General features: G+C 69.7%; 12 protein-coding genes. 10 read left to right on the top strand and 2 right to left on the bottom strand.

Annotated features, from left to right (window positions below; all coding sequences use genetic code 11):
• The first annotated feature begins 47 nt into the window (after window positions 1-47).
• From ACFXDJ_RS00315 to ACFXDJ_RS00275, 9 genes are read left to right on the top strand one after another with little or no spacing between them, the layout of a single operon-like run.
• Window positions 48-1412 (top strand): acetyl-CoA carboxylase biotin carboxylase subunit family protein, encoded by a 1365-nt coding sequence (locus tag ACFXDJ_RS00315; RefSeq protein WP_384649493.1) that lies wholly within the window; start codon window positions 48-50, stop codon window positions 1410-1412.
• Window positions 1409-2797, top strand: a complete 1389-nt coding sequence (locus ACFXDJ_RS00310) for an acetyl-CoA carboxylase biotin carboxylase subunit family protein (protein ID WP_384649495.1) — start codon at window positions 1409-1411, stop codon at window positions 2795-2797. The genes ACFXDJ_RS00315 and ACFXDJ_RS00310 overlap by 4 nt, the downstream gene beginning before the upstream one ends.
• Window positions 2791-4083: an acetyl-CoA carboxylase biotin carboxylase subunit family protein gene (locus tag ACFXDJ_RS00305; RefSeq protein WP_384649497.1), complete on the top strand. Its 1293-nt coding sequence runs from the start codon at window positions 2791-2793 to the stop codon at window positions 4081-4083. Before ACFXDJ_RS00310 ends, ACFXDJ_RS00305 begins: the two co-directional genes overlap by 7 nt.
• Window positions 4080-5174, top strand: coding sequence for an LLM class flavin-dependent oxidoreductase (locus tag ACFXDJ_RS00300; RefSeq protein ID WP_384649499.1), 1095 nt, complete (start codon window positions 4080-4082; stop codon window positions 5172-5174). Before ACFXDJ_RS00305 ends, ACFXDJ_RS00300 begins: the two co-directional genes overlap by 4 nt.
• Window positions 5171-6484: an MFS transporter gene (locus ACFXDJ_RS00295; RefSeq protein WP_384649502.1), complete on the top strand. Its 1314-nt coding sequence runs from the start codon at window positions 5171-5173 to the stop codon at window positions 6482-6484. Before ACFXDJ_RS00300 ends, ACFXDJ_RS00295 begins: the two co-directional genes overlap by 4 nt.
• A 16-nt stretch (window positions 6485-6500) precedes the next feature.
• On the top strand, window positions 6501-7007 hold the full coding sequence (locus tag ACFXDJ_RS00290) for a flavin reductase family protein (protein ID WP_384649504.1): 507 nt from the start codon (window positions 6501-6503) through the stop codon (window positions 7005-7007).
• 3 nt (window positions 7008-7010) lie between these two features.
• Entirely contained in the window at window positions 7011-7904 is an 894-nt protein-coding gene (locus tag ACFXDJ_RS00285; RefSeq protein WP_384847395.1) for an EamA family transporter, read from the top strand.
• Window positions 7905-7935: 31 nt separating this feature from the next.
• Window positions 7936-8196 (top strand): hypothetical protein, encoded by a 261-nt coding sequence (locus ACFXDJ_RS00280; RefSeq protein WP_384649508.1) that lies wholly within the window; start codon window positions 7936-7938, stop codon window positions 8194-8196.
• A gap of 7 nt (window positions 8197-8203) precedes the next feature.
• Window positions 8204-8809 carry a hypothetical protein gene (locus tag ACFXDJ_RS00275; protein ID WP_384649510.1) on the top strand — a complete coding sequence of 202 codons (606 nt, stop codon included), beginning with the start codon at window positions 8204-8206 and terminating at the stop codon, window positions 8807-8809.
• A gap of 10 nt (window positions 8810-8819) precedes the next feature.
• Here ACFXDJ_RS00275 and ACFXDJ_RS00270 read toward each other — a convergent pair whose 3' ends face one another.
• Complete coding sequence (locus ACFXDJ_RS00270) at window positions 8820-9005, bottom strand: hypothetical protein (protein WP_384649512.1); 186 nt, start codon at window positions 9003-9005, stop codon at window positions 8820-8822.
• Between the two features lie 13 nt (window positions 9006-9018).
• Window positions 9019-10113 carry a glycosyltransferase family 2 protein gene (locus ACFXDJ_RS00265; protein WP_384649514.1) on the bottom strand — a complete coding sequence of 365 codons (1095 nt, stop codon included), beginning with the start codon at window positions 10111-10113 and terminating at the stop codon, window positions 9019-9021.
• Window positions 10114-10602: 489 nt separating this feature from the next.
• Here ACFXDJ_RS00265 and ACFXDJ_RS00260 point away from each other — a divergent pair, with 489 nt between their 5' ends.
• Window positions 10603-11991 (top strand): cellulose binding domain-containing protein, encoded by a 1389-nt coding sequence (locus ACFXDJ_RS00260; RefSeq protein WP_384649522.1) that lies wholly within the window; start codon window positions 10603-10605, stop codon window positions 11989-11991.
• The last annotated feature ends 21 nt before the right edge of the window (window positions 11992-12012 follow it).

Below are 12012 nucleotides of genomic sequence, written 5' to 3'. Positions count from 1 at the left end.
TCGCCGTGTCCCCACGGGTCCACCACCCATCCCGAAAGGACGGCCAGGTGAGCCACCCCACCGCCGCTGAGGACGAAACCGCCGACGAAGGGGGTGTCCTCCTGCTCAGCCATGTCGGGTTCTCCTTCCTGGAAGACCTGATCGGCACGCTCGGCGCCCGGCGGATCAAAGCGTTCGTACTGACATCGCTGCCGCTGCCCGAGCATCTGCCGCAGCGCCTCGACGACTTGGCCGCGAAGGCGTACGACGTGAGGTCGACCGACCACCACGTGCTGACCCGCGCCGATGTCGAGGAGCACCTCGCCGAGCTGCGCCGCCGCGGTGAGCGCGTCCGCGGCTGCATCACCGTCTGGGAGGGCTACCGCCATCTGATGGCGCACGCCAACTCCCTCCTGGAACTGCCCGACTTGGCGGAGAGCCAGGTCCTCGCCCTGCGCGACAAACTGGCCCTGCGCAACGGCCTCGCGGACGCCGGACTCAGCCGCGCCCGGGCCGCCGCGCTCACCCCCGAGTCGCTCGCCGCCCACCAGGCCGGCGGCCGACGCCACTTCGTGAAGCCGGTCAGCGGCATCGCGTCGTTCGGTACCTTCCCGCTCACCGCCGACACCACCTGGGCGGACATCGAGCGGATCGCCGAGGAAGCACGCCAGGACCCGGTCTACGCCTCGGCGTTCGGGGCGGACGTACCGTTCCTCGTCGAGGACTACCTGCCGGGCCGCGAGTTCAGTTTCGAGGTGCTCGCCGCCGACGGAACCGCGCGCGTGGTCGCGGTGCACGAGAAGTGCGAGGTCACCGAGACCGCCGGAGCGGTCCTGGAGAACGCCTGCGTCAGCCCGCCCGAGTCGATCGGCGCGGCGGAACTGGCCGGGGGCCTCGCCTGGGTGCTCGATCTCCTCGCCCACCTCGGTCTGCGCTGGGGCTGCTTCCACATCGAGGCCCGCCACCACGAGGGACGGTGGGAGCTGATCGAGGCCAACCCGCGGGTCGGCGGCAGCCTGATCTCGCACAGCGTGAAGGCGCTCAACGGCACGGACGACCTGCTCGGCCTGTGGATCGACCTGCTGCTGGCCGCCGGCGATCCCGACCCGGCCGCCCTCGACCGTTACACCGGCCGGCTCGCGGAGATCTCGTACGCCCCGGACGGCGTCCCGCCCGCCACCCGCGCGACCTTCTTCCGCGTGTTCTTCGCCGAGCGGGGCCGGATCGCCCGGATCGGCCTCGGCACCGACCTGCCCGCACAACCCGTCGTCACGCAGATCCTCCTCAACGCGGGTGACCGGATCGAATCCGACGTGCGCGAGGTCTTCCTCGGCCAGCTGTTGTGGAGCATCGCCCTCGACGACCGGGAGCGCGTGCTCCCCGAGCTCATGCGGGCGTCCCAGAACGCCATCGAAGTCCACTACGAGACGTGAACGTCCGGCACACCGCCGGCAGGCAGGAGAGCACGATGCCGAAGGGCCCCGCGCGGTTCTTGATGGTCGACTACAACCTCAGCCGCATCGAAGACGTCCGCCGCATGCGGGACTACGCGTACCAGGCGCACGGTGTCCTGGTCACGCTGGTCCGCGCCCGCCCCACCGACGCGGACCGCCTGATCTGCGACGAGGTGATCGACCTCGACCCGCTCCACCCCGACTTCGTCGAGGCCGGCGAGAAGCTGCTCGGCCCCCGCCGCGGCGAGTTCGCCGCGGGGATCGTCTTCTCGGACAACGCGGTGCGCAGCGGCGCCGAGCTGCTGCGGCGCCTCGGCCTGACGGTGGACTCGCCGGAGCTGGCCGAGGGCGCGTTCTGCAAGCTGGCGTACCGGCGGGCCGAGGACGAGATACGGCAGCAGTTGGCCGCGCAGCGCGTCCTGGTGCCCGGGTTCGCCCGCATCACGTCCATGGACGACCTGCGCGAGTTCGCCCTGCGCCACCCGGACGGCTTCGTGGTCAAGCCCACCAAGGAGGGGAACAACCGCGGGGTGGTCCTCGTCCGGTCCGGCGACGACCTGGGCGCGGCCTTCGAGGAAGTGCTGCCGTACCTGGCCGACGGAGTGATCTGCGAGCAGATCATCCCCTACGAGCGCGAGTACTCCTACGACGGCCTGGGCCACCTGTGGTTCGTCACGGAGAAGCTGAGCGCCGCCGGCCGCTACCCGGTCGAATTCGCCCAGGTGCTGCCGGCCCGGCTCACCGAGGCGGGCCGGGCCTCCGTGGAGCGGGCCGGCCGCCAGGCCAATGTGCTGGTCGGCCAGTGCGACGGACCGTTCCACAACGAGATCAAGCTGAGCGACGACGACCGGTACGCGGCGGTCGTCGAACCCAACCGGCGCCCGGCCGGGATGAAGATCTGGTCGCTGGCGCGCTGGGTCTACGGGATCGACCTCTACCACGCCTGGGTGGACTCGGCGTTCGGCGAGGACGCCCCGAGCGCCCTGCCCGAACCGTCGTGCTCGGCCGCCACGGTGATGCTGGGCGTCACCTGTGACCAGCTGTTCACCCCGGACGACCTGAGGCCCGGCGCCACCCCGTTCGAGGACGCGCTGGCCGCCACCGCCGGGGCGCTGGGACTGCGCGCGGGCGAGCTGAAGGCCCGTGACTTCAACTGGCTGGTCACCGAGCGGCGCGTCCTGCACGCCGTTCCGCGCGACAACGCGGACTTCGCCGCCCAGGGCTGCCTGACCCTGCACACCGACCGGGTCGACGTACGGGACGTGGTGCGGATCCTGCGCGAGGCCTGGCCGGCCGCCCTGGACGCGAGCCGCCAGGACCGGACCTTCCTCCGCGATCCCGCCACCGAACTGGAAGCATGCTGATGGACATCCTGATCCTGCACCGCATCCCCTATGCCAAGATCGAATACGCCCGGGGCATCGATCACGACCGACACCGGGTCACCTACCTCGGCACCAGGGCCGCACTCGACACGCTGCCCGCGGACCTGAACTGCGAACGAGCCGAACGGCCGGGCGAGAGCGCGACGTTCGACGAGGCGGCCGCGTGGCTGGACGGCGCCGGACGCACCTTCGACCGGATCATCTCGCTCTCCGAGTACGAACTCCTCGACGCGGCCCGGCTCCGCGAGCGGTACGGGGTGCCCGGCGCCCCGGTCGAACAGGTCACCCTCTCCCGCGACAAGGTCCTCATGAAGCAGGCCGTCGTCGACGCGGGCCTGCGCGCACCCCGCTTCCTGCCGCTCGCCTCCTTCGTGGAGGGCGGCGGCGCCGCACCCTGGACGGGGGCGACGGTGCTCAAGCCGCACCGGGGCGCCTCCAGCGTCGACGTCACGGTGTTCGCAAGCGCCGCCGAAGCCCACGAGGCGGTCGCCGGACGGCGCAGCGCCGTCGCCGAGCTCGACGCGGCGGACCGCGACGAGGCCATCGCCGCCTTCGAGGTCGAGGAGTTCCTGGAGGGACCGGTCCGCCACTACGACGGACTCGTCGAGGACGGCAAGGTGCTCGCGCTGAGCGCCAGCGAGTACCTGGGTACCTGCCTGGCCTACGCACAGGGTCTGCCGATGGGCTCGTTCCAGATCGACTGCCCCGCCGAGGTGCACGACTGGGTGTCCGACGTACTGGCCGCGGTCCGCATCGAGGACGGCAGCTTCCACCTGGAGGCCATCGTCCACGAGGGCGAGCTGGTGTTCCTGGAGGTCGGCAACCGGGTCGGCGGAGCCGATGTCGTCGCCGTCTTCGAACTGGCCACCGGCATCCACCTGCCCTCCGTGGAGCTGCGGATCCTGCTCGGCGAGCAGGCCACGGGTCTGGAATCCGGCCCGCCCGCCGCGGACCGCCCCTGGTACGGCTGGTTCGTCCACCCCGGCCACCACCTGGCCGGCGAGGCGTTCGAGGGCTTCGACGGCGCCGATTCCTTCCGTACCGCTCCCGAGACCCTCGCCTGGAACGAGCTCGCGCCCGGCACCCCGCTGCCCGGCCACGTCACCTACGGCGCCCACGAGACGGCACTGGCCGGCATCGCGGTCACCGCCTCGCCCGAGCGGACGCGGCAGTGGATGGCGGAGCTCTTCCGGTCCCTGCGCATCCGCACCACCACCAGCAGCAGTGTCAAGGCCCTCGGGCAGCAGAACGGAGTACCGGCATGACCGAGCTCAGGATCCACTGGGGTTCGTCCCTGGACAGCGGGCAGAAGAAGAAGGCCGAGAAGTACCGGGCCGACGTGCTCGACCTGGACGGTGCCGTGGAGTACGCCCAGGAGGCCGACGCCCTCGGCGTGGAATCACTGCTCATGGCCCAGAGCTACAGCCTTCCCGACCCGCTGCCCGTGCTCGGGGCCCTGGTACGGGAGACGGAGAAGGTCCGCTTCATCCTTGCCTACCGGCCCGGGCTGCTCTCTCCGACGCTCTTCACCCAGCTCGTCAACACGGTCTCCTGGATGTCCGAGGGGCGCATCGCGCTCAACCTGGTCGCGGGGATATCCCCGGCGGAGCAGGCCTATTACGGCGACTTCCTGGCGCACGACGACCGGTACGCGCGGGCGGGCGAGTTCCTCGACGTACTGCACCGCTTCTGGCGCGGCGAGACCCCGCTGACGTACGAGGGCGACCACTACCGTCTCAAGGACGCCCAGCTGGGCCTCGGCTTCTGGGACGGCGGACGGCCGGAGATCTACGTCAGCGGTGCCTCCGAGGTCGCCCAGCAGACCGCGCTGACCCACGGCGACTGCTGGTTCCGGTACGGCGACACGCCCGCCGCCATCGCGGAGGTCACCGGTCGCTTCCGGGAGAAGGGCGTGGGCGTCGGCCTGCGCATGCAGGTGCTGGCCCGCCCGACGCGTGAGGAGGCGCTCGCCGACCTCGCGGAGGTGATGGGCGACGCGGACGAGAACCACAAGGCCTTCGTGGCCCGGTTCGTGGCCGACGCGGACTCCGCGGCCGTCAAGAACTCCTTCCGGCTCGCCGAGGAGGCGGGGCACGGCTGGATGTCGCCGGTCCTGTGGTCCGGTGCGGTCGCCCATCGCGGCGGGCCCGCCCTGTGCCTGGTCGGCAGCTATGCCGAGATCGCCGCCGAGCTCATGGCGTACAAGGCGGCCGGGGTGACCCAGTTCATCTTCTCCGGCTGGCCCGCCCGCGACGAGATGCGCCACTTCTACACCGGCGTGCTGCCGCTCGTGCGCGACCTGGAGGCGGCCGGGCACCAGGCCGTGGCCGAGCCGTTCGCGGTGGCCGCCCGATGAGTGGGGTACGGCTGCAACGGGCCCGGTTCGCCGGCGGGGTGCTGTTCGGCCTGATGGCGGAGCAGCTCATCCTGTTCAGCGTTCCGCTGCTGATCTTCCAGGACTCCGGCCAGGTGTCCATGCTCGGCCTCGCCTACGCCCTGGAGTGGCTGCCCTGCCTGCTGGTCTATCCGTTCGCCGGACTGATGGCGGACCGTGACGGCGGCACCCGGCTGTTCTCCCGCGCCAACACCGCGAGGGGCGTCCTGCTCGGCTCGACCGTGGTGCTCTGCCTGGCCGTGCCGTCCTGGACGATCGGGGCCCTGGTGGTCAACGGTGCGCTGCTGGCCACGCTGGTCGCCCCCGTACGGATGTCCATCGAGAAGACCGTGCCGCAGCTCGCGACCGAGGAGGACCTGCCGCGCACCCAGGCCCTGTTCCAGAACATGGAGCTGCTCGCCATGGCGCTCGGGCCGGGGCTGGCGGTCGTGGCGGTCATGGTGGTCGGCAAGATCTGGCTGCTCAGCATCGCGGCGCTGATGTTCCTGGCCGCCGCGGCCTGCTGGCGCAAGCTGCCCCGTGGTACCCGTACCGCCGGAGCCGGCACCGTACGGGGCAACCTCGGGGACCTGGCCCTCGGTTGGAAACTGCTGCTCGGGAACCGGCCGGTGGTCATGCTGGCCGGCCTGAACTTCTCCATCAACCTGGTCTTCGCCACGATGCTCGGCGCCAACGCGGCCGTGGTCACCGACGTGTTCCACGCCCCGGAGTCCTCGTTCGCGCTCCTGAACATGCTGGTCGGCATCACCGGACTGATCAACCTGCTGATCACGCCCCGGCTGCTGAAGCGGTTCGGCGTGTGGCTGCTCGGGGTGGTCGGCTACACCACGCTGTGCGCCTGCCTGCTCGTCCTCGGGCTCGCCCCGTCGTTCGCGGTGTACGCCCCGGCGTTCGTGGCCGCGCTCTGCGGCGTCGCCTACTTCAACGTGTTCAACCGGACGGAGCGGGTCAAGGTCATCCCGCAGCAGCACCTGGGCAAGGTGATGGGGCCGTTCTTCCTCATCGGACTGCTCTCCTACCCGATCGGCGGGCTGCTCATCAGCAGCGTGGGCGCCGCCATCGGCCCGCAGCGGCTGGTGGCCGGGCTCGCGGTACTGCTCGGCGCGTTCGGGGCCGTCGCGCTGCCGCTGACCATCCGGAGCTTCCGGCGGGCCGTCGCGGCCAAGGAGGCGTCCGAATCCGTAGAGGCGTCCGGATCCGTGGAGGCGTCCGGATCCGCCCTCACACCCGAACCGGACCCCGTCCACGCCGTCTCCGCACCGACACACTGAGGAAATCGTGACCGTAATGGCCCAGCACACATCGACCCCCGTGGACGGCGACACCTTCCGCGAGGCGATGTCCCTGCTCGCTGCTCCGCTGACCGTCGTCACCACCGTGGACGGCTACGGCGACCGCAAGGGTTTCACCGCCTCGGCGGTGACCTCGGTGTCGCTGGACCCGCCGCTGATCCTGGTCGGCCTGTCCAACGAGTCCAGTTGCCGGGCAGCGCTCACCGAGGCGGAGGGCTTCATCGTCAACCTCCTCGGCGCCCAGCACACCGTGGCGGCCGGGCAGTTCGCCTCCCGGAACACCGACCGGTTCGCCGGCCTCGACTTCGAGGACTGGCCCGGCAGCGGCCTGCCCTTCCTGGCCGACGCGTCCGCGGTGCTCCACTGCCGCACCGCGGACCTGCTCCCGGTCGGTGACCACCAGCTCCTCATCGGCGAGGTGACCGGGGTACGCGTCCACGGCAGCTCCGAACCGCTGCTGTGGCACCGCAGGGCGTTCCACTCCGCCAGCCCGGTCGGCTGAGCCGTGAAATGCCGTCACATCGCCCTCGCCGTGCTGATCACCGCGATCTGGGGCGTCAACTTCTCGGTGATCAAGATCGGTCTCCAGTCGGTCGACCCGTTCATCCTGGCGGGCATCCGCTTCACGCTCTGCGCGTTTCCGGCGGTCCTGTTCATCCGCAGGCCCGACGTACCGTGGCGCTGGCTCGCGGCGTACGGGCTGGTCTTCGGCCTGGGCCTGTGGGGTGTGGTCAACCTGGGCGTCCGAGTGGGGCTCTCCGCGGGCATCGCCTCGCTCGTGCTCCAGGCCAGCGCCTTCTTCACCGTCTTCCTCGGCGCCCTGGTGTTCCGGGAGTCGCTGACCGGATTCCAGTTCGCGGGCGCCGCGGTCGCCCTGGTGGGCCTGGCCTGCATCGTGTTCATCACCGACGGCAGCGTCACCCTGGCCGGTCTCGGCCTCGTCCTGTTCGGCGCGGCGGCCTGGAGCGCGGCCAACGTCATCCTCAAGAAGGCCGCCCCGAAGGACGTCCTGGGCTTCCTGGTGTGGTCCTGCGTCTTCTCGCCCATCCCGCTGTTCGCCCTCGGACTGCTGGCCGACGGCACCTCCGGCTACACCGACCTGGCTTCCCAGCTGGGCCTGAAGGCCATTGCCTCGATCCTCTTCCAGGTCTACCCGAACACCCTGTTCGCGTACTGGATGTGGAACTGGCTGCTCAAGGAGTACCCGGTCTCCACGGTCGCCCCGCTGTCCCTGCTCGTTCCGGTCTTCGGCATCTGCGGGTCGATGGCGCTGTTCGGGGAGCAGCTGTCCGTTCTGAAGTCCCTGTCGCTTCTGCTGATGGTCCTCGGTCTCGTCGTCGGGCTGTACGGCGCCCGGATCAGCACCGCCCCGTTCCCGTTCCGCCGTGCGCGCGCCTGAGTGCGCGCCGCCGCTCTCCCTGGAGGAAAAGATGTCTTCGTACGTACAGACCCGGCCGGTGCCGTCGATGATCCCCGGAGTGGTGGACGGGACGATGGGCCTGTCCACCGACGCCGAGGGCAACGTGTCCTTCCACGTCTCCATCCGCGACAGCGGCGACTACGTGGAGCTGATCCTGACCGAGGAGCACGCCCGGGAGCTCGGCGCCCGGCTCATCGCCGCGCAGCCGGTCGACTCCTTCCTCGCACCCTGCTCGGTCGGCGTCCGCCTGGCCGCACCCGTCCGGATGTGATGACCGCGTGGTCACGCCCTGTCCCTCCGGTGCGGTGCACGTCTGGTACGGCAGCGGGGAGGCGGGGGGATACCGCGAGGACCTCGCCCTGCTGGGGCGGGAGGAGAAGCTGCGGGGCTCCCGTATCGCGGGGGACGAGGAGCGGTCCTGGTTCATCGCGGCCCGCGCCGGTACCCGCCGCGCGCTGGCCGAGCACCTGGGGGTGGGTCCGGAGCGGATCGGGCTGCACTGGGATCCGGTGAGCGACTTCCGCGCCGCCCTGCTGACCGGCGTACCCGGTGGCCGTCCGCTGGTGGTGGCCACCGTGCACCACGCTCGCCGCTGGCTCCTCGCGCTCGCCCCGTACGGCCCGCTCGCGCTGTCGATCGCGGTGGCCGGCGAGGTGCCGCGCCCGGCCGACCAGTTGTGGGCCGATGCCCGCCGGGTGGCCACCGCCCGCGCCCGGTACCTGGCCCGTGCCACCTTCATGGTGCAGGACCTGCCCGCTCATGGACCGGCGGCGGTCGTACTCGCACGGCCCGCCGCCCTCGGCACCGTCCACTGCCACGGCACGGTGCTGGCCGCCCTCGTGTCCCCGCCCCCGGGCCACCCGCAACTCTTTCCGAAGAGCTGACCGGCCCGGTCTATTCGCCGGCGACGCGGTAGTCGTTCCGGCGGCGCCGGACGGACGCCGCGTAAGTGACCAGCGACACGACGATGATCCCGATGCTGAGGCCGAAAAGCAGCAGGGAGACGTCCTCCACCTGGGTCAGCGCGAAGGCGATGCCCGCGAGCACCACGCAGACCCCCAGGCCCTTGAGGGAATTCATTACGCTCCTTGGGTCATTTCCAGGCGGAAACGCGGGTCAGGTAAGACTTGATGAGGGATGAAACGAGCCAATAGGTCCGCACCACGGTGTACACCAGCTCCGGAAGCAGCGAGGCTTCGACGAGCATCGCCTTCCAGCCGAGATTGCGTACCCGGAGCGCGGGATAAAAGACCCAGAATCCGACGAGGACCAGGAAGACCGGCTGGGTGGAGAACCCGTGCTTCGCGGCCATCCAGAGTTGTGACGTTCCCCATCCCAGAACGTAGGCGGATCCTAGGAGAGCCAGAATCATCGTGGAGATGGAGTGCCAGGTGAATTTCGTCCAGCCGCGGGCACGCAGGGTGTCCACGGTGCCCCGGCTCCACCGCTCGCGCTGCTGGATGAGTTCCCGCAGCGTGGGCATGAGGTCGGTGTAGGCGATGCAGAGCTGGTTGGCGGTGACCTTCCAGCCGGACTCCTTTAGCGCCAGGGTGGTCTCGTAGTCCTCGACCAGATTGGCGTGGTCCTCCCAGAAGACCTCGCCCCGCCAGTCGAGCAGGCTCTGCAGGGCCTCCGACCGGTAGAAGGAGCCGGCCCCGGACATGGTGTGAACATCCTTCCGGTACCGGGAGTTGGCGGCCCGGCCGTATTCGATGATCTGCATGCCCAGGAGATAGCGCTGCCACGGATTGCGCCACAGGCCGGTGCGGCCGAGGCAGGCCGCGCTGACGCCGCCGAGCTCGGGGTCGGACGCGATGACGTTGCGGGCCCGCTCGATGAACTTCGGGTGCAGCTCGGTGTCGGCGTCCATCACCAGGACGTGGCGTACCGCGCTGGTCAGGCGCCCGCCGAGGGCCTCCCGGAGCCAGCCGAGGCCGTAGTTGAGAGCGCCCGCCTTCTTGTGCGGGTTGTCGGGGAGGTCCAGGACGACCGTCGGCGGTGTGCGCTCGTCGTCGGCGAACTGCTGCGCGAAGTCGAAGGTGCGGTCGGTCGAGTTGTTGACCACCACGATGATGAGGTCGGGGCGCCGGGTCTGGGCGGCCAGCGACTCCAGCGACGTGAGGACCCCGAGCTCCTCGTTCCGCGCGGGCACGAGAATGACGGTGTCGTAGAGGGTCTCGTCAGTCACGCCGTCGGGGGATACGCGGCCTCTGCGGTGCCGGCTGCGCGGCACGCTCGCCGTTTCGGCGCCGCGCGCACGGCGGGCACGCCGGCGCTCGATGGTGCCTGACAAGGCTTTCTCCCCCAGTGACGTCTCACTCGCAAAATCGGCAGGTCATGCCGTCTTGTGAACCCCGACGGAGAATTTACAGCAGGCCCGTCCAGGCGTCCTGGCCCTGCTCGTTCGGCTTAGTGAATTCAGAGGAACATTCCGGTGAACAGCATGCGGATTCATCCTGGTAAACGTGACAAGCGTGGCATTCGAATATCGCGATTACCGGGCGGAAGTGATCTAGGACACTCCTGCGGATCTCGAATGCGCGGCGGTTACGATGGCGCGAAATGCGACCATCCACAGATCTGACGTGAAGCGGATGCGATCCGTCCTGTTCTCGTGTCCCGCCAAGGAGCTTCCGTGAGCCGTGCCCGCCGCAACTCTCGCCGTCGCGGGGGGACCGTGCTCAAATTGCTGCTTCTCCTTGTCGTCCTCATTGCGGGTGCCGGCGCGGTGGTGCTCTACCCGAAATTCCGCTCCGCCGAACCCGACCCCACGGGACTCGCGGTCCGGTACAAGACCGAAGGCCCGTCCAAAGGCGCGGTGGCCAAGCCGTGGCTGGAGGTCGTGAACAATTCCAAAGAGACCGTGGCTTTGAGCGACGTGACCCTGCGGTACTACTACAGCGCGGATGATGCTTCCGCTTACGGCTCCAATTGCGTGCAGTCGAACATCGGTTGCGCGAACGTCACGACGAAGATCACCGGCGTGGCCGCTCCGGGTCCCACCACGAGCCACTACCTCCAGATCGGCTTCGCGGCCGGGGCCGGCAGCCTGGAGCCCGGTAAGAGCAGCCAGGGGATCGCACTTCAGCTCTACCGGCTGGACCACAAGGAGTTGAACCAGGCGAACGATCACTCCTTCAAGGCCAAGTCCGCCAACTTCGTGTGGTCGAAGCAGGTGACCGCGTACGTCGGTGGCACGCTCGTCTGGGGTGAGGAGCCGGCCGGCGCGGCCCCCGCCCCGGGGAAGGAGTCGCCCGCACCGGCAGCGGCCGCGCCGCCGGCCGGGCTCATGTTCGACTCGTTCCGCTATAGCGGGCCCGACGACCCGGCGCTCGTCAACAACGGCTGGAAGGTCCGCTCCGGCGAGGGCGGCCCGGGCATCGCGGACACCTGGGCGCCCGCGAACGTCAGTTTCCCGGCCGAGGCGACCGCCCAGGGTGGCCAGTCGATGCTGCTCAAGTCGAGCACCGACGGCACCAAGGAGGGCACCAAGCAGGCCGAGTTGCAGAGCGCCAAGCCCCAGTACTTCACGGGAACCCTTGCCGCCCGGGTCTACCTCACCGACAAGCCCACGAGCGGCCCGAACGGCGACCACGTCGTCGAGACCTTCTTCGCGATCTCACCCGCGGAGTCCTCGCCGCAGTACAGCGAACTCGACTTCGAGTACACGCCGAACGGTGGATGGGGTGCGCCGGGCCCGCGGCTCGACACGACGAGCTGGCGCGACGCGAAGAAGGGGGACCGGGTCACACAGGCGCACAAGAAGAGCATCGAGGGCTGGCACACCGTGGTGATCACCGCCATGGACGGGAAGGTCACCTACAACCTGGACGGGCGCGTGATCTTCACCAACGACAGCAAGTACTTCCCGCGCGAGCCGATGGACATCCGCTTCAGCAACTGGTTCATCGACCTTCCCCTGAAGGGTGCGCGCACCTGGGACATGCGGGTCAACTGGGCCTACTACCAGGCCGACAAGGCCGTTTCCCCGGCGGATGTGCAGAAGGCCGTGGACGGTTTTTACGCGAGCGGCACGAACTACGTCAACACCCTGACCAAGTCCTGACCGTATGACGATCATTGGGCT

Origin of the sequence: Streptomyces sp. NPDC059443, assembly GCF_042750105.1 — a bacterium.
Lineage (GTDB): Bacteria > Actinomycetota > Actinomycetes > Streptomycetales > Streptomycetaceae > Streptomyces.
The sequence above is the reverse complement of the archived record's forward strand: the minus strand, read 5'-3'. Positions and strand labels throughout refer to the sequence as shown.

What these genes read in the sequence shown, in the direction of transcription:
- ACFXDJ_RS00305 (WP_384649497.1), top strand. Translation starts at nt 2,791, where the DNA reads ATGCTGATGGACATCCTGATCCTGCACCGCATCCCCTATGCCAAGATC.
- ACFXDJ_RS00300 (WP_384649499.1), top strand. Translation starts at nt 4,080, where the DNA reads ATGACCGAGCTCAGGATCCACTGGGGTTCGTCCCTGGACAGCGGGCAG.
- ACFXDJ_RS00295 (WP_384649502.1), top strand. Translation starts at nt 5,171, where the DNA reads ATGAGTGGGGTACGGCTGCAACGGGCCCGGTTCGCCGGCGGGGTGCTG.
- ACFXDJ_RS00290 (WP_384649504.1), top strand. Translation starts at nt 6,501, where the DNA reads ATGGCCCAGCACACATCGACCCCCGTGGACGGCGACACCTTCCGCGAG.
- ACFXDJ_RS00280 (WP_384649508.1), top strand. Translation starts at nt 7,936, where the DNA reads ATGTCTTCGTACGTACAGACCCGGCCGGTGCCGTCGATGATCCCCGGA.
- ACFXDJ_RS00270 (WP_384649512.1), bottom strand. Translation starts at nt 9,005, where the DNA reads ATGAATTCCCTCAAGGGCCTGGGGGTCTGCGTGGTGCTCGCGGGCATC.